Source organism: Marivita sp., from assembly GCF_020055635.1.
Lineage (GTDB): Bacteria > Pseudomonadota > Alphaproteobacteria > Rhodobacterales > Rhodobacteraceae > Marivita.
Map to the genome: position 1 here is coordinate 14,829 of NZ_JAIPUT010000029.1, position 16,779 is coordinate 31,607.

Below are 16,779 nucleotides of genomic sequence, written 5' to 3' on the forward strand. Positions count from 1 at the left end.
GGCAAAACGCCGTTCGGTCATGGACATCTGGAGTGAGATGCGCAAATCCGATTTTGCATACGGCACGTCCGGGCTTGTTCTGGGCGGAGTGGCGGCGGTTGGGGCCGTTGTCCTGGGCCTGTACCTGAGCAGGTCCCTGTTCCCCGAGTCATCGCCAGAGGCGCGTGTCACGCAAACGCCTGCCGAACCTGAAACCGACCGCTCCGCGACAGCTCCCGCCACCACGACTGACCCAGCTGATCCCGCCCCCGAGACCGCCGCCCCGGCGGTGGACCCGCGAACTTCGGATGCCGATGCTGCCAGCGCAGAGGAGACCGAGGGCCAGGGACCGGAGGAGGGCGCGCCGGAGCCTGTTGCGCCGGAGCCGGTTGCACCGGCGTTCGACATCGTGCGCGTGTCTCCCGACGGCCAGACGCTTGTCGCCGGTCGCGCACCCGGCGCGCGCGAGGTGACGGTTCTGGTCGATGGACAGGAAATGGGCCGCGCAGAGGTCGATGGGTCGGGAAAATTCGTGGCCTTCCTCGACCTGCCGGACAGCACCGACCCGCGGGTTGTCAACCTTGTCTCGGACGGTGAGGCGGGGCGGATCGAAAGCGACGACCAGGTCATCCTTGCCCCGGTCACCCGTGTTGCCGATGCGCCGCTTCCCGCCGAGGACGCGCCGGTTGCCGAAGTCGCCGAACCGGACGGTCCCGTGAATACCGCGGCCTTGCCCGAAAACGGCGCCGCGGATCAGACCGCGGTCGAGCCCGCCCTGGACATGGCGCCGGCAGACATCGCGGATGCCGACCCGACCCTCCCTCGGGACAGGGATCCTGTGACACAACAAGAGGCGCCCGACGTCACAACGGCCCTTTCCCAGCCGAATGTCGCCGCGCCGCAATCCGCAGCACCGGAGGTGCCGGTACCCGGCAGCCGCGTTGTCGCTCCGGAAAGTCCCGATGCGCCTTCCGCCCCCGCCGTCATCCTGTCGACCGAAGCGGGCGTGAACGTGCTGCAACCGGGTGGCACGCCGGCGCAACCGCTCGATCAGATCGCGCTGGATGCGATCACCTACGAAGATGCGGGCGACGTGGCGCTGTCGGGGCGCGGCACGGCGACGGAATTCGTGCGCATCTATCTCGACAACCAGCCGATCCAGACCACGCGGGTCGGCACCGACGGGCAATGGCGCGCCGAACTGCCGGATGTGGACACTGGCACCTACACGCTGCGCGTCGATGCCGTCGATTCAGCAGGCACCGTCACGTCGCGGGTGGAAAGCCCGTTCCGACGCGAAGATCCAGTGGCCCTGTCCGAAGCGGCCCAGCGGTCGGGTGGCCGGTCGGTCATCCAGTTGGTCACGGTGCAGCCCGGCAACACGCTCTGGGCGATCGCCCGCGACCGTTACGGCGAAGGGCTGGCCTATGTGAAGGTCTTCGAGGCCAATCGCGACAGCATCCGCGACCCCGATCTGATCTACCCCGGGCAGGTCTTTTCGATCCCGGAATGACCGCTCTGTCATGATCTTGTGATTTTCACCGCGTACCGCTGCGACATACACTGCATATTGTTGGGGTTGCCCAATCACTTCCGCGATATATAGTGTTACACAGAGATTGGGGCGGGGCTCCCGTCCTGACGCTGAAACAGGCAGACAGGGCAGGAGACGAATCCCCCGATGGATGGCACTTTCAGAACAGCTTTTGTGCGCGAACCGGGCGCGTTGCGACACCACCCGGCGCTTGTGCTGAACGCGGATTACAGGCCCTTGTCCTATTATCCGCTCTCGCTTTGGCCCTGGCAGGATGCGGTGAAGGCGGCATTCCTCGACAGGGTGGATATCGTCGCCGAGTATGACGAGGTGGTCCGCAGCCCGTCGATGACGCTTCGAATACCAAGCGTCGTGGTGCTCAAGGATTACGTAAAACCGCAAAAGCGCGTGGCCTTCACGCGCTTTAATCTTTTCTTGAGGGACGAATTCCTGTGCCAGTATTGCGGCGCCAAGGGGGATCTGACCTTCGATCACGTGGTGCCGCGCGCCTCGGGCGGGATCACGTCCTGGGAAAACGTCGTTGCGGCCTGCGCGCCCTGCAACCTGCGAAAGGGATCCAAGAGCCTGCGACAGGCCGGGCTGTCCCTGCGCAAACCGCCGCGCCGTCCGGGGGCGCAGGAACTGCTGAACATGGGCCGCAAGTTCCCGCCCAACCATCTGCATGACAGCTGGATGGACTTTCTGTATTGGGACGCCGAACTGGAGGCGTGACGCCGCCGCTGGGCGGGGAGGTGTAAATCGACCCAAAGCATGCATTGCTTGCTTTGCTCGACACTTCACGCACTCGGCTTGATGGTGCGGTCAGTGCCGCCAGCGCCGAAGGCCATCGCACCCTGAAAGCCCACGGCTTCTCGGATACAGTGCGCCATGAACCACGCGCTCTTGTGCAGAATATCAGACCGCGGCGAAACTGGTGTGCAGGGATATCCTTCTTGCCGGACATCGTCAGGCGACTGGCTTGCAGCCATTCGTGCCTTTCGACGCTGCCGTGATATCACAAAGCAGCCCGTCCGGTGGATGCGCGGTCTACCAGCGTGGCTTTGATCGAGTCCTTCAAATCCGGTGCCGGTTCAGCATCTTCGCCTTGCGCGGCGCGCATCATCGCGATCACGCGTTTGGCGGCAGTACGCCCCATTTCGTTGCGCGGTTGGTGGATCGTGGTGAGTGATGGAAGAAAGCGGTCGGCGAAGTCGATGTCGTCAAAGCCGATGACCGAAACGTCGCCCGGAACCTCGAACCCCATGTGGGCGCATTCCGAAATGAAACCGAGCGCGCATTCGTCCGAGGCACAGAACACTCCGGTCGGGCGATGCTGCATGGTGGACCAGAACCGCGCCGCCTCTGCGCCGGCCTCAAGCGTGAAGTCACCCGGAAACACCGACTGGTCGATCCCGCGCTTTTTCGCACCGGCCAGGAAGCCTTCCTGGCGCGTGACGGCAAGAACGTTCTCCTGCGGTCCGCTCACGTGCAGAATCCTGCGATGCCCCAACCCGGCGAGGTGTTCGACCGCAAGGTCTGCGGCGGCGTGATTGTCGATGCCAAGCCGTGGCGCATCATAGGCAATGTTCCATTCGCTCAACTGGATCAATGGCAGGTTCCAGCCGTTCACGACATCTGGATCAAGGCCGCCGTCAAGAAGCACGATCCCGTCGGCGCGGCCGTCCTGTCCCAGCGACAGAAGTCGGTCGCGACCGATGCGGCTGTCGGAGATCTGCACGGTCAGTCCGACCTCGCTTGCCTCTTCCTGGATGGCTGCGAAGATCTGACTGAAAAAGGTATTCGACAGGTTCGGCGCCAATATGAGGATGGACCGCGCGCGTCGCTGGCGCAGGTCACGGGCGGCTCCGTTGATGCGGTAGCCGGTGGCCTTGACCGCCTTGATGACCTTTTCCCGCGTCTTCTGGCCGACGGTCTCGGGCGAGGACAGCGTTCGGCTGACGGTTGCGGTGGACACGCCAGCAAGCATCGCAACGTCCTTGATCCTCACCCTGGGTACCATCTGTCCTCCAAAATTTCATCGACTGGTAATCGATTGCAAAATTCATTGCAATCGCGTGGTGAATCGGATGTAATCGATTTCAATGGTGCCGGGGAGGATGGTGCCGTTGGGAGGTTTCATGAAGACGATCAAGGGTCCGGCCCTGTTTCTGGCGCAATTCGCGTCGGACGAAGCGCCATTTGACGACTGGAATGCGATCACACGCTGGGCGGCAGATTGCGGCTATGACGGCGTGCAGGTGCCAAGCTGGGACAAACGTCTTTTCGACATCGAAACCGCCGCCACCTCGCGCGATTACTGCGACACGTTCAAAGGCACCGCAGCCGAGAACGGCGTGTCCGTGACAGAGCTTTCGGCGCATCTGCAAAGCCAGCTGGTCGCGGTTCACCCGGCCTATGACATCGCCTTCGACGGCTTCGCGGATCCTGACGTGCGCGGCGATCCGAAGGCGCGTCAGGCATGGGCCGTCCAGCAGGTGAGGCTCGCGCTTGATGCGTCGCGCAACCTTGGACTTTCGGCGCTCGGCGCGTTTTCGGGCGCGTTGGCCTGGCCTTATATCTATCCCTGGCCGCAACGGCCCGAGGGATTGATTGACGCCGCCTTCGACGAACTTGCCGCCCGCTGGCGTCCGATCCTCGATCATGCCGAGGAAAACGGCATCGACATCTGTTACGAGATCCATCCCGGCGAGGATCTGCATGACGGGATCAGCTTCGAGATGTTCCTCGACCGCGTCGAACAGCATCCGCGCGCGCGCATCCTGTATGATCCGTCGCATTACGTCCTGCAATGTCTCGACTACATCGCGCATCTTGACGATTACGCCGATCGGATCGGGATGTTTCACGTCAAGGATGCCGAGTTCAATCCAACCGGAAAACAAGGCGTCTATGGCGGCTACCAGTCCTGGAAAGACCGCGCGGGCCGGTTCCGGAGTCCGGGCGACGGGCAGGTCGATTTCGGTGCGATCTTCTCCAAGCTGACGACACTGGGATTCGACGGCTGGGCGGTCGTGGAATGGGAATGTGCGCTCAAGCATCCCGAGGACGGAGCCCGTGAAGGCGCGAAATTCGTGCGAGATCAGATCATCCGTGTGACGGAACGCGCCTTCGACGATTTCGCGGATGGCGGGTCGGACGATGCGGCGAACCGCAGAATGCTGGGGCTGGAGTGATGGCGGAAACACCGATCAGACTGGGAATGGTCGGCGGCGGTGCCGACGCGTTCATCGGGGCCGTGCACCGGATCGCGGCGCGGCTCGATGGCAAGTATATCCTGCTTGCGGGCGCCCTGAGTTCGACGCCCGAGAGGGCGCGCGCCAGCGCAGAGGCGCTGGGAGTGCCCCGCAGCTATGACAGTTTTGCGCAAATGGCCGAGGCCGAGGCCGCGCGCGATGACGGGGTCGAGGCGGTCGCGATCGTGACCCCGAACCATGTGCACGCCGACGCGGCCATCGCGTTTCTGGAACGCGGTATCCACGTGATCTGCGACAAGCCCCTCACATCGACGATGGAGGATGCCGAAAGGCTGGCTGACGCCGCCCGCAGGTCGGGCGCGCTGTTCATGCTGACACATAATTACACCGGCTATCCGATGATCCGGCAGGCCCGGAGGATGGTTTGTGACGGCCAACTGGGCGACGTGCGGCTGGTCAACGTGGAATATGCGCAGGACTGGATGACCGGCGGGGCCGAGGGCAAGCAGGCGGAATGGCGTGTGGACCCGGCCCGGTCGGGCGCAGGGGGCGCAATCGGCGATATCGGCACACATGCCTACAACCTCGCGTGTTTCGTGTCGGGTCTGACGCTCGACCGGCTGGCCGCGGATCTCGATGCCTTCGGCGCGGGGCACACGCTTGACGAAAATGCCCATGTCCTGCTGCGCTGGCAGGGAGGGGCCAAGGGGATGCTCTGGTGCAGCCAGATCGCGCCGGGCAACGAGAACGCGCTGCGGCTGCGCATCTACGGCGACAAGGGCGGGCTTGACTGGTCGCAGGAAGATCCGAACCGGCTGTGGTTCACGCCCCTGGGCGAACCCAAACGCCTGCTGACGCGCAACGGTGCCGGAGCGACCGAGGACAACATCCGCATGAGCCGCGTTCCGGGTGGGCACCCCGAAGGCTATCTCGAGGCGTTCGCGAACCTCTATACCGAAGCCGCGCGGGCCATCCATGCGCATCGGAGCGGTGACGCGATGCCCGAAGACCTGCTGTTTCCGACGCTGGAGGACGGCATGGACGGGATGCGGTTCATCGACGCCTGTGTCCGGTCGTCCCGGCAGGACAGCGCGTGGGTTTCGCCATGAAGCTCGGGATCAACCTTCTCTGCCTCGCCGGGCATATCGACGAGAGCCATCTGCCGATGATCGAGCGGATCGCCGAGATCGGATACGATCATGTCGAGGTGCCGGTGATGCGGGGCACGCCGGATCACTATGCCTGGCTGGGTGAACGGCTTGCCGGGTTCGGATTGGGGCGCGCGCAGACATCCATCGTGCCGGACCCTTCGGCGAACCCGCTTTCGGGCGACCCCGCGATCCGGCAAGCCGGTCTCGATCACCTCGACTGGATACAGGATTGCGCCGAGGCGCTGGGGTCGCAGACCGTCGGTGGGCCGTTCCATGCCCCGATCGGGCATTTTACCGGCGAAGGGCCAACCGAAAACGAGATCGCGAACGGGGTTCAGGCACATCGCGCGATGGCCGAACGGGCGGCGCGCGGCGGATACATTCTTGCTCTTGAGCATCTCAACCGGTTCGAGACCTATTTCCTCAACACGATGGATCAGGCGCGCGCCTATGCGGAGCGCGTCGATCATCCGGCCTTCGGCATCATGTATGACACGTTCCACGCCAATATCGAGGAACGCGACCAGGCCGACGCGATCCGGCATCTGGGTGACAGGATGCACGTGCTGCATGTCTCGGAAAATGACCGGGGCATTCCGGGGCGGGGTCAGATCGACTTTGCCGCCGTGTTCCGCGCCGTGAAGGCCACCGGTTTCGACGGGCCGGTCGTGGTGGAGGCGTTCGGCGCCGGTCTGCCAGAGCTTGCCGCCGCCACAAGGGTCTGGCGACCGCTGTTCCCGGATTTCGAAACGCTTTTCACCCAGGCGCATGACTTCATCCGCAGCAGCTGGGAGGCCGCATGACCGCTCCCATGATCGCGATGAACGGCATCACCAAGTCGTTCCCCGGCGTCCGCGCCCTGTCCGATGTCAGCTTCGATGTGCGCGCAGGCGAGGTCCAGGCGCTGGTTGGCGAGAACGGCGCGGGCAAGTCGACGCTCATCAAGATCCTGTCGGGGGTCTATCACGCCGATGCAGGCGAGGTGCACATGAACGGCGAGGCGGTACATTTCGCCCATCCCGTCGAGTCGCTGCGCGCGGGGATCGCCGTCATTTACCAGGAATTTTCCCTGCTGCCGGAACGCAGCGTGGCGCAGAACCTCTTTCTCGGGCGCGAACCGCGGACCCGGCTGGGCCTGATCGACACATCCCGGATGCGCGCCGAGGCACGAGAGGTGCTGTCGCTTTTCGCCGCCGCCGGGCATATCGATCCGGACAGTCTTGTCGGGTCGTTGAACGTGGCGACACAGCAGGTTGTCGAAATCGCCAAGGCGGTGTCGACGGGCGCACGTGTGGTCGTGATGGACGAACCGACCGCCGCGCTGAACGAAACCGAATGCGAAGAGCTGTTCGCGACCGTCGATACGCTGCGGAACCGTGGTGTGGCCATCATCTATATTACCCACCGGATGCGCGAGATCGCGCGCCTTGCCGACCGCGTGACCGTGCTCAAGGACGGCGAGGTCGCGGCCTCTTTCGACACTCTGCCAAGCCCCGATGCGATCGTCCGGGCGATGGTGGGGCGCGACATCGAGGACTTTTTTGCGCCGAAGGCCAAACCGGATGAAATCGGCGACCCCGTTCTCACGGTCCGGGGCGCGGGCAATGACGTGCTGCGCGACATCGATCTGGACATTCGTGCCGGTGAGATCGTCGCCTTGGCCGGAATCCAGGGCGCGGGCCGCGTGGCGCTGGCCATGGCGCTGTTCGGCGAAGCGCCGTTCGCGACGGGCGACGTCACGCTGGCGGGCGAGGCGGTCTCTTTCCGCTCGGCACGCGCGGCGATCGCGGGCGGGATCGGGCTGCTGCCCGGCGACCGCAAGAGCGAAGGGCTCGTCCTGATGCAATCCGTCCGAGACAACGGCATGCTGACCTCGCGTGCCTTTGCGCCGCTCTGGACCAGTGACCAGCGCAACGACAACGCGGATACGACGCGCATGGATGCGTTGCTCGACCAGATGGAAATCCGCGCCGCCTCCTACGAACAGGACATCCGCGCGCTGTCGGGCGGCAACCAGCAGAAGGCCATCGTCGCCCGATGGCTGTCGATGCGTCCGAAGCTCTTGATCTTCATCGAACCGACACGCGGCATCGACGTGAATTCCAAAGCGGGCATCTATCATTTGATGCGCGATCTGGCGCGCGAGGGGGCAGGGATCCTGATGATCTCGTCCGACCTGCCCGAGGTCATCGGCGTGGCCGACCGCGTGCTGGTCATGCAGTCGGGCCGGATCGTTGCCGAGTTCCCGCATGATGCATCCGAGCAGGACATCATGCACGCCGCCACCGCCGAAACCGAGGTGGCCGCATGAGCATCGCAAGCGACACCCGACCAACCAGGAAGGGCTTCCGGTTCGATCGCTGGGCGCCGCTCCTGCTTCTGGGCGGAGCCTTTTCGATCTACGTCGCCGTTGCCATCGCGACGGGACAGACACAGTATCTGACCTTCGACAACCTGATCGCCATTCTCGGGCGGTCGATCGCGCTTGGCATCACGGCCATCGGCCAGACCTTCGTCATTCTTGTCGCGTCCATCGATCTGAGCGTCGCCAGCCTGATTTCCGCAACCGCCGTGCTTGCCTCGGTTGTCATGGATGGCTCACCGGCGATGATCTTGCCGGCGGTTCTGGCTGCCATCGCATTGGGCGGCATCGTCGGACTGGCGAACGGGCTGGTCATCATCGGCCTCAAGGTCAATCCGTTGATCGCGACGCTGGGGATGAGCCTGATCATCCAGGGCTGCCTGTCCGCCTTCGTTTCGAACTTCGCGGGCGAGGTGCCGTCGGCGTTTCAAGTGTTCGCCTATGGCGAGGTCGGGCCATTTCCCTTCGCCCTCCTGTTCCTTGCCGCCCTGGCCGTGCTCGCGTGGGGCGTGTTGCGGTTCACCAAGTTCGGGTCCGACATGTATGCCGTCGGCGGGAACGAGGAAGCGGCGCGTTTTGCGGGCATCAAGACCGGGCGCATCGTGATCCTGTCGCACATCATCTGCTCGGTCTGTGCGTCCATCGCTGGGCTCTACCTCGCATCCCGGCTGCGCTCCGGCGCGCCCTGGATCGGATCGGACGGCGTCTACGATCTTGAGAGCATCGCTGTCGTGGTGATCGGCGGGACGATTCTGGCCGGCGGGCGCGGCGGCATCTGGGGGACGATGGCGGGCATGCTGATCTTCTCGCTCATCGACTCGGTCTTCAACATCGCGGGCGTCGACAGCTACGCCAAGCAGGTGCTGCGCGGCGTCATCATCGTGGCCGCCGTCGCGTTCTACGCCATCAACTCGAAGCGGATCGTGGCATGACCGACACCGGCTCCCCCCGAAGCTCCGCGCTGCGGCGCAGGCTGTCGCAGATCAACCCGGTCTGGGTACTGCTCGTTCTCCTGATCGCGGCGATCATCTTCATGAATCCGCGCTTCGTCGAACCGACCGGCTACATGAACTTCCTCAAGCGCGCGGCACCGCTTGCCATTCTTGCCGCCGGACAGGTCTATGTCATCGTGTCCGGCGGCTTCGACCTCTCAGTGGGGTCGCTCATCACGCTGGTCGTCGTCGGATCGTCGATGCTGACCAACAACGATCCCGCTGCAACCTACTGGGTCATTCCCCTGATGCTGACGATGGGCCTCGGCGTCGGCGCGATCAACGGGCTGATCGTCTGCTTCCTACGGGTGCCGTCGCTCATCGCCACGCTTGGCATGATGATCACTCTGAACGGCCTGGCGTTCCTGTGGTCGGGTGGGGCACCGCGCGGGTATCTGCCGGACACGTTCCGCTTTTTCGGGCGCGAACTGATACGTGACGTGCCGCTGGTGCGGTTCATCCCCGTGTCTGTCCTCGTGCTGATCGTCGTGGTTGGCGTGTTCGCATGGGCGATGCACCGCACCAATCTGGGCCGCCACATCCATGCGATTGGCGACAACCCGGTGGCGGCGCGGCTTGCCGGTGTCCCTGTCAACCGTGTCCGCATCACCGCATTCATGATTTCGGGCCTGTCGGGTGCAATCGCGGGCATCCTGCTTGGCGGTTTCGCCGGTGTGTCCACCGATGTCGGTGCCGGCTACGAACTTCAGGCGATCACTGCCGCCGTGCTTGGCGGAGCGCAGCTTCTGGGCGGCAAGGGCTCGGTGCCGGCCGCATTTGGCGGCGCGCTCGCTTTGACCGCCATCTTCACGCTTCTGAACTTTCTTGGCCTGCCGCAACCCGTCCGGCAGGTGGTGCAAGGTCTTATCCTGATCGCGGCTGTCGCGCTGGCCATGCACCGAAGGAAACAGACGGGAACTTGAATGGGTGCCATGTGGCCCCATCGCTAGGGAGAGAGAAATGAGACATATCATCGTTGCGACAAGCGCGCTGGCCATCAGCGCCTTGCCCCTTCACGCCCAGAACTTCAACGACCCCGAGGAGTTCGCCAAGCAGCAGGAACAGCTTCAGGCCGAGCCGATGGGCCCTGAAGGCCAGCCCTGGCTTCAGCATATCGGCGACTCGATGGTCGAGACCGCGGACCTCGGGGTCGAGGCTCCGGCCACCGTCTGCTTCTCGAACGCGGGAGTGAACAATCCCTGGCGGGTCGTCGGCTATACCAACATGACCGAAGAGGTGGCCAACCACGAGTCGATCGAGAACTTCATTCACGTCGATGCCGAAGGCTCGGACGACAAGCAGATCGCCGATATCGACGATCTTCTGGCAGGCGGCGATTGTGACGTGATGATCGTCTCACCGAACACCACGGCCGCGCTGACCCCGGCCGTGGAGCGCGCCTGCGAAGCCATGCCGGTCATCGTGTTCGACCGCGGCGTCAACACCGACTGTCCCGTCACCTTCGTCCACCCCGTGGGCGGCTACGGCTTTGGCATCCAGGGTGCCGAATTCATCGTCGACAATGTCGAGGAAGGCTCCAACGTGCTGATGTTGCGGATCCTGCCGGGCGTCGATGTGCTCGAAACTCGTTATTCGGCCGGTCGCCGCATCCTGGACGAAGCGGGCATGAACATCGTCGGGGCTGAATTCACCGACGGCGACAACGCCAAGACCAAGTCCATCGTCGAGGATTACCTCCAGCGCGGCGAGATCGACGCGGTCTGGATGGATGCCGGCGCCACGGCGGTTGCCGCGATCGAGGCATTCGAGGATTCCGGCTACGACATCCCGGTTTTCGTCGGTGAGGACCAACAGGACTTCCTGCGCAAATGGCAGGAAGAGGACATGACGGCCATCGCGCCGACCTATCCGACCTACCAGTGGCGGACCGCCGTGATCGCCGCCGCGCGCGTGATCGAAGGCGAAGCGGTTCCGGGGCCGGAATGGGTGCTGCCGCAGCCCGCGATCACCCAGGACAACCTGGACGAGTTCGTGAACCCGGCGATGCCGCCGCTGCACTATGCGATGTGCGGCTGTGAAGAGATGGAGAACTATCCCGAAGCCTGGGGCGGGAACTGATCCGAGGGCAGGGGCGGCGCAAGCCGCCCCTTTTCACGTGCATGATGACCTTGCAACCAAGGAGAACGGGCATGTCCGGACACATCGAAGAACTGACATCACATCCGAACGGACGCGTGCCGAACAGCCGCTTTCCGCTGCTCATCCATCGCGGCGGCGTGCCGGGCGGCGGCACCGACGCTGTGCGGGACCGCTTTCAGAAGAACGGATGGCTGAACAACTGGCAGTATCCGGGGATTTACCTCTATCACCACTTCCATTCGACCAGCCATGAATGCCTGGGCGTCGCAGCGGGCTGGATGGAGCTCGAACTTTTCGGCAAGGGCGTCAAGACAGTCCGGGTCGAGGCCGGCGACGTGGTGGTGATGCCGGCAGGCGTGTCTCATGCCATGGTCGGCAATTCCGACGACGTGATGGTCGTCGGCGGCTACCCCGAGGGGCGCGACTGGGACAACATCCAGGAAGCCTTCCTGAGCGCCGAAGACTTCCGGGCCGCGGCCAAGCTGATCATGTCCCTGCCGATCCCGGCGACGGACCCGGTCACCGGCGGACCGCTGACGCAGTGGCGCGACGCGGCCTCGTCGGTGGATGCCGGATGGAACGATTTCCGCGACGGACTCGACGCGACGTCCTGACTCAGGTGGTTTTCATCGCTGACGGCGGTCACCCGGATTCGTAATCGCTCCAGGCCATGTCCTCGCCGCCCAGACCTCCCTTGAGCACACGGGTCGGCAGGCCGATGCGGTCCAGCAGGGTGAAGAATGGCTTTGGATCCAGTTCCTCGACATTCTTCATCGTCTTGGCATCCCATTCCCCGGTGGCCACCAGCATGGCGGCGGCCACGGGCGGCACACCGGCGGTGTAGGAAATGCCCTGGCTGCCGACCTCTTCATAGGCGTCCTTGTGGTCGGCCACGTTGTAGACAAAGAGCTCGAAGTCTTGGCCGTCCTTGGTGCCTGTGACCAGATCCCCAATGCAGGTCTTGCCGGTGTAATCGGGTGCAAGGCTGGCCGGGTCGGGCAGGCAGGCCTTGACCACCTTGAGCGGGACCACCTCCTGGCCCTCGGCGGTGGTGACGGGCTGTTCGGACAGCAGACCGATGTTCTTCAGCACGGTGAAGACGTTGATATAATGATCGCCGAACCCCATCCAGAACCGCACATCCGCCTGCGGGTAGTTCACCGCGAGGGAATGCACCTCGTCATGGCCCGACTGGTAGGCCTTGGACGGTCCCACCACGGGCAGATCCCAGGTGCGCCCGCTCTCGAACATCGACAGCTCTTTCCAGGTCTGGTCTTCCCAGTAATAGACGGTGCCGGTGAATTCGCGGAAATTGATCTCGGGGTCGAAATTCGTCGCGAAATACTTGCCGTGGCTGCCTGCATTGATGTCGACGATGTCGATGCTTTTGACCTCGTCCATCTGGTCGATGGCAAAGCGCGCATAGGCGTTCACCACGCCGGGATCGAACCCCGCGCCCAGGATTGCGGTCACGCCTTTTTCGGCGCAGGCATCCCGCCGTTTCCATTCGTAGTTCGCGTACCAGGGCGGGGTTTCGCAGATCTTGTCGGGCTCTTCGTGGATCGCGGTGTCGATATAGGCGACCCCCGTGGCGATGCAGGCATCCAGCACATGCATGTTCACAAAGGCCGTGCCCACGTTGATGACGATCTCTGCACCGGTGTCATTGATCAGCGCGGCCACGGCATCGGTATCGGTGGCGTCGACGCCATGGGCGTCAAAACGGCCCTCGACCTTCATCGCGCCCTTCTCGTGGACGCTGGCGATGATCTCGTCGCATTTCGATTTCGTCCGGCTGGCGATATGCAGATCGCCCAGCACGTCGTTGTTCTGCGCACATTTATGCGCGACAACCTGGGCCACGCCGCCGGCGCCGATGATAAGTATGGTCTTCTTCAAGACAGAACTCCCTTGAGATGATGAGGCGCCCATCAGGGCGCGGTCAGATCACGACAGGGCCGCCGCGAAATCGTCATAGGTGAAGCCGCGCACGAGGCGCTCGGTTCCATCGAGCTCGCGCACCGCGATGGCGGGCATCTGTACGCCATTGAACCAGTTTTTCTTGACCATTGTGTAACCGGCCGCGTCCTGCATGGACAAACGGTCACCGGGTTCGAGGTCTTGCGGAAAGCGGAACTCGCCGAAGATATCGCCCGCAAGGCAGGACTTGCCGCAGATCATCCAGTCGCGATCGCCGCTCTCATCCATCTTGGCGCTTTCGCGGTAAATCAGCAGATCGAGCATATGCGCTTCGATCGAACTGTCGACGATAGCAAGGTTCTTGCCGTTGTAGAGCGTGTCGAGCACCGTCACCTCGAGCGTGGTGGAGTTGGTGATCGCCGCCTCGCCCGGCTCGAGATAGACCTGCACCTCGTTCTCGCCGGCAAAGCGTTTCAACCGCTCCGCCAGACGATCAAGCGGGTAGCCCTCGCCGGTGAAATGGATGCCACCGCCAAGCGAAATCCATTTCATCCGGCGGATCAGATGTCCGAAACGCGTCTCGATCTGGCCCAGCATCTCGTCGAACCGCTCAAAGCTGTCGTTCTCGCAATTGTTGTGGAACATGAATCCGCTGACCAGATCCACCACCGGTTCGATCCCCTCGGCGCTGTGTTCCCCCAGCCGCGAAAAGGGCCGCGCCGGATCGGCCAGATCAAAGCCCGAGGTCGACACACCCGGATTGACCCGCAACCCGCGCACATGGTCCCGGCTCACCTCTTCAAAGCGCAACAACTGCTGCGCGGTGTTGAAGATAACCTTGTCGGACCCAGCCAGCACCTCGTCGATCTCATGCGGTGCCCAGGCCACCGAATAGGCATGGGTCTCACCGGGAAATTTCTCGCGCCCCAGCTTCATCTCGAAAAGCGAGGAGGACGTGGTGCCGTCCATGTACTCGGACATCAAGTCGAAGACCGACCAGGTGGCAAAACACTTGAGCGCCAGCAAGGACTTCGCGCCGGAGTGCTCGCGCAGCCACGCGATTTTTTCCATGTTCGGAAGAAGACGGGATTTGTCGATCAGGTAATAGGGCGTCTGCATGCGCGTCGAGCCTTTCACGGGTCGCAACGGGAATGCATCGGACCGGTCGATGCCGGGGCCGTTTATTCGGATCGGCCCCGGTGCGCAATGCACCTGTCAGGAAAATGTCGCCTGCGACGGGCCGCGGGCCCAGGGCCGTTCCCTGTGGGTCACGATCAGATGCGTTCGTCGGGGCGGCTGTTGTGATGGAACAGGCGGGCCGCCCGGCTGCGCAAACGCGCGTGGCCATTGGCCAGCAAATCGCAGTCGCGCGGCTTGGTCCTATGTCGACTCCCGGTACGACACGGACTTGCCGATAAGGGGCAATTGCCGGATCACAGCGGGCAGGACCAGCAGGATCCCGATCACCGTCGGCCAGACGCTGGGCACGACCAGCAACAGTGCCGAGATCGTCAGCAGAAGCCGCTCGTACCCGCGCAGCGGTGCAAAAAGCCAGCCGGCAAAGACCGAGGACAGCATCCAGATGCCCGCCATCGCGCCCAGCGTGGAGAGGAAGAATTCCGACCACGTGAAGCCTTCCGTGACCAGCAGCATCGACGGCGAGAAGACAAAGACGAACGGCACCAGCGCCTTGCCCATGCCCAGCCGGAAGGCCGTGTTGCCCGCCTTGAAGGCATTGGCGTCGGCGATCCCGGCCGCCGCATAGGCGGCCAGCGCGACAGGCGGCGTGATGTCCGCCAGGACCCCGAAGTAGAAGACGAAGAAATGCGCCACGATCGGCTCGACCCCGAGCAGCCCGAGGATCGGCGCCGCGACGGCGATCATGATCAGGTAGTTCGCCGTTGTCGGGATGCCGCAGCCCATCAGGACGCAGACAATCGCCGTCATGATGAGGGTGAACAGCAGCGTCAGCGAGGTCACGGACATGACAGCGAAAGGCAGGAAGGAAAAGCCGGCGGAAACCGTCTCGGCCCATTGCCCGGCGACAGAGGTGACCATGTAGGCGATCTTGAAGCCGACGCCGGTTAGCGTGACGACCCCGATGACGACACCCACGAGGGCGGCGGCGGCTGTCACAGAAAGCGAATATTTCGCGCCGAGCACGAAGGCATCCCAGAGCCCGACGACGAACTCGGTGACCGCGCCGCGGATGTCGGTTCCATGCTTGACCAGCGACTGGATCGCGAGCACGCCGATACAGGCGGTGATCCCCCAGAAGGCGGCAAGATAGGGCGTCTTGCCGGACAGCAGGATCGCCACCAGCACGAAAAGCGGCAGGGTGGTCAGCCAGCCGGCCTTGAACACGGTCCAGGCGACCGGCAGTTCGTCCTTGGTCAGACCGCGCAGCCCCCGGCGGCGCGCCTCGAGGTGGACCTGCACGAGGACACCGAAGAAGTGCATGAAGGCCGGGACCAGCGCGGCCGTCAGGATCGTCGTCAGCGGCACGCCGAGGTACTCGATCATCAGGAAGGCGACCGCTCCCATGACCGGTGGCGTGATCTGCCCGCCGGTGGAGCTTGCCGCCTCGACCGCCGCCGCGAAGTGGCGGGGATAGCCGATCCGGATCATCGCGGGGATGGTCAGTGACCCGGTGGTCACGGTGTTGGCGATGGACGAGCCCGAGATCGACCCCAGCATCGCCGAGGACAGGACCGAGACCTTGGCCGGTCCGCCCGCGAACCGTCCCGCGAGCGACGAGGCGAGGTCGATGAAGAGCTGCCCCAGCCCGATCCGTGTGGCCATCACACCGAACAGCACGAAGTGGAACACATAGGTCGAGATCACGCCGAGCGCGGTGCCGTAGATGCCCTGGCTGGTCAAGTAGAGGTGGTTGACGATCCCGGTCCAGTCGGACCCCGGATGGGTCAGCACGCCGGGCATCGACTGCCCGAAATAGGCATAGGCGATAAAGAGGCAGGCAATCACCGGCAGGGGCCAGCCCATGGCGCGCCGGGTCGCCTCGAGAAGGGTGACGATGAGGATCGTGCCCATGACGACGTCGATGGGAAGCGGGTTGCCCACCCGGAAGGCAAGATCCTCGAAGATCCACGGCACGTAGAGCGCCGAGACAAGGGCCGCGATGGCAAGGACCCAGTCGATCAGCGGCAGGCCGAACGGGGCAAGGATGCCGGGCTTGACGGCGCGGGGCCGGCCGAAGGCCATGAATGAGAAATAGACCAGCGCCAGCGTCACGCCCATGTGGACGCCGCGATGCGTGGTCGCGCGTGGAATGCCGTAGCCGGCGGTGTAGTAGTGATAACAGGCCAGCGCGAAGAGTGTCCCGGCGACGAGCCATCCGAGGGCCGGCGGGAGTGGCCGGAAGCGGACCTCGGCGTCGAACTCCTCTTCGAGGGCCTTCATTTCCTCTTCGGTCAGGCTCTCACTACGGCTGGACATGTCTGCTTGCTCCCGGTTCTCATGCGCCGCGGCCGGATGACCGGCCGCGGCAGTCAGCTGTCGGGCGGCA

General features: G+C 63.9%; 14 protein-coding genes. 10 read left to right on the top strand and 4 right to left on the bottom strand.

Annotated features, from left to right (window positions below):
* Positions 1–19 precede the first annotated feature (19 nt).
* Both LCF60_RS14140 and LCF60_RS14145 read left to right on the top strand, forming a co-directional pair.
* Entirely contained in the window at positions 20–1,492 is a 1,473-nt protein-coding gene (locus tag LCF60_RS14140) for a LysM peptidoglycan-binding domain-containing protein (protein WP_292292618.1), read from the top strand.
* A gap of 168 nt (positions 1,493–1,660) precedes the next feature.
* A complete protein-coding gene (locus tag LCF60_RS14145; protein WP_292292620.1) occupies positions 1,661–2,245 on the top strand; it encodes an HNH endonuclease in 585 nt (194 codons plus the stop codon).
* A gap of 283 nt (positions 2,246–2,528) precedes the next feature.
* Here the strand turns inward: LCF60_RS14145 and LCF60_RS14150 are convergent, their stop codons facing one another.
* The gene (locus tag LCF60_RS14150; protein WP_292292622.1) at positions 2,529–3,533 is read right to left on the bottom strand and encodes a LacI family DNA-binding transcriptional regulator; all 1,005 of its coding nucleotides are present in this window, start codon (positions 3,531–3,533) and stop codon (positions 2,529–2,531) included.
* Between the two features lie 118 nt (positions 3,534–3,651).
* On the opposite strand from LCF60_RS14150, the gene LCF60_RS14155 reads away from it, so the two are divergent.
* The 8 genes from LCF60_RS14155 to LCF60_RS14190 all read left to right on the top strand — a co-directional run bounded on the left by LCF60_RS14155 (position 3,652) and on the right by LCF60_RS14190 (position 11,947).
* Entirely contained in the window at positions 3,652–4,707 is a 1,056-nt protein-coding gene (locus LCF60_RS14155; RefSeq protein ID WP_292292624.1) for a sugar phosphate isomerase/epimerase family protein, read from the top strand.
* A complete protein-coding gene (locus LCF60_RS14160) occupies positions 4,707–5,837 on the top strand; it encodes a Gfo/Idh/MocA family oxidoreductase (RefSeq protein WP_292292626.1) in 1,131 nt (376 codons plus the stop codon). Before LCF60_RS14155 ends, LCF60_RS14160 begins: the two co-directional genes overlap by 1 nt.
* On the top strand, positions 5,822–6,682 hold the full coding sequence (locus LCF60_RS14165) for a sugar phosphate isomerase/epimerase family protein (protein ID WP_292292628.1): 861 nt from the start codon (positions 5,822–5,824) through the stop codon (positions 6,680–6,682). Before LCF60_RS14160 ends, LCF60_RS14165 begins: the two co-directional genes overlap by 16 nt.
* Positions 6,679–8,190, top strand: a complete 1,512-nt coding sequence (locus LCF60_RS14170) for a sugar ABC transporter ATP-binding protein (RefSeq protein WP_292292630.1) — start codon at positions 6,679–6,681, stop codon at positions 8,188–8,190. Before LCF60_RS14165 ends, LCF60_RS14170 begins: the two co-directional genes overlap by 4 nt.
* Positions 8,187–9,173, top strand: a complete 987-nt coding sequence (locus tag LCF60_RS14175) for an ABC transporter permease (RefSeq protein ID WP_292292632.1) — start codon at positions 8,187–8,189, stop codon at positions 9,171–9,173. The genes LCF60_RS14170 and LCF60_RS14175 overlap by 4 nt, the downstream gene beginning before the upstream one ends.
* Positions 9,170–10,156, top strand: a complete 987-nt coding sequence (locus LCF60_RS14180) for an ABC transporter permease (protein ID WP_292292634.1) — start codon at positions 9,170–9,172, stop codon at positions 10,154–10,156. The genes LCF60_RS14175 and LCF60_RS14180 overlap by 4 nt, the downstream gene beginning before the upstream one ends.
* A gap of 37 nt (positions 10,157–10,193) precedes the next feature.
* On the top strand, positions 10,194–11,312 hold the full coding sequence (locus LCF60_RS14185) for a substrate-binding domain-containing protein (RefSeq protein ID WP_292292636.1): 1,119 nt from the start codon (positions 10,194–10,196) through the stop codon (positions 11,310–11,312).
* A 71-nt stretch (positions 11,313–11,383) separates the two neighbouring features.
* The gene (locus LCF60_RS14190; RefSeq protein ID WP_292292637.1) at positions 11,384–11,947 is read left to right on the top strand and encodes a cupin domain-containing protein; all 564 of its coding nucleotides are present in this window, start codon (positions 11,384–11,386) and stop codon (positions 11,945–11,947) included.
* Positions 11,948–11,975: 28 nt separating this feature from the next.
* On the opposite strand, the gene LCF60_RS14195 is transcribed toward LCF60_RS14190, so the two are convergent.
* The 3 genes from LCF60_RS14195 to LCF60_RS14205 form a co-directional block, all read right to left on the bottom strand.
* The gene (locus LCF60_RS14195) at positions 11,976–13,232 is read right to left on the bottom strand and encodes a saccharopine dehydrogenase family protein (RefSeq protein WP_292292638.1); all 1,257 of its coding nucleotides are present in this window, start codon (positions 13,230–13,232) and stop codon (positions 11,976–11,978) included.
* Positions 13,233–13,280: 48 nt separating this feature from the next.
* On the bottom strand, positions 13,281–14,372 hold the full coding sequence (locus LCF60_RS14200) for a carboxynorspermidine decarboxylase (protein WP_292292640.1): 1,092 nt from the start codon (positions 14,370–14,372) through the stop codon (positions 13,281–13,283).
* Between the two features lie 261 nt (positions 14,373–14,633).
* Positions 14,634–16,709 carry a TRAP transporter permease gene (locus LCF60_RS14205; protein ID WP_292292641.1) on the bottom strand — a complete coding sequence of 692 codons (2,076 nt, stop codon included), beginning with the start codon at positions 16,707–16,709 and terminating at the stop codon, positions 14,634–14,636.
* Positions 16,710–16,779 lie beyond the last annotated feature (70 nt).

Bases quoted from the DNA above. Each gene is read 5' to 3' on its own strand.
- LCF60_RS14140 (WP_292292618.1), top strand. From the start codon at position 20: ATGGACATCTGGAGTGAGATGCGCAAATCCGATTTTGCATACGGCACG.
- LCF60_RS14145 (WP_292292620.1), top strand. From the start codon at position 1,661: ATGGATGGCACTTTCAGAACAGCTTTTGTGCGCGAACCGGGCGCGTTG.
- LCF60_RS14150 (WP_292292622.1), bottom strand. From the start codon at position 3,533: ATGGTACCCAGGGTGAGGATCAAGGACGTTGCGATGCTTGCTGGCGTG.
- LCF60_RS14155 (WP_292292624.1), top strand. From the start codon at position 3,652: ATGAAGACGATCAAGGGTCCGGCCCTGTTTCTGGCGCAATTCGCGTCG.
- LCF60_RS14160 (WP_292292626.1), top strand. From the start codon at position 4,707: ATGGCGGAAACACCGATCAGACTGGGAATGGTCGGCGGCGGTGCCGAC.
- LCF60_RS14170 (WP_292292630.1), top strand. From the start codon at position 6,679: ATGACCGCTCCCATGATCGCGATGAACGGCATCACCAAGTCGTTCCCC.
- LCF60_RS14175 (WP_292292632.1), top strand. From the start codon at position 8,187: ATGAGCATCGCAAGCGACACCCGACCAACCAGGAAGGGCTTCCGGTTC.
- LCF60_RS14180 (WP_292292634.1), top strand. From the start codon at position 9,170: ATGACCGACACCGGCTCCCCCCGAAGCTCCGCGCTGCGGCGCAGGCTG.
- LCF60_RS14185 (WP_292292636.1), top strand. From the start codon at position 10,194: ATGAGACATATCATCGTTGCGACAAGCGCGCTGGCCATCAGCGCCTTG.
- LCF60_RS14190 (WP_292292637.1), top strand. From the start codon at position 11,384: ATGTCCGGACACATCGAAGAACTGACATCACATCCGAACGGACGCGTG.
- LCF60_RS14200 (WP_292292640.1), bottom strand. From the start codon at position 14,372: ATGCAGACGCCCTATTACCTGATCGACAAATCCCGTCTTCTTCCGAAC.
- LCF60_RS14205 (WP_292292641.1), bottom strand. From the start codon at position 16,709: ATGTCCAGCCGTAGTGAGAGCCTGACCGAAGAGGAAATGAAGGCCCTC.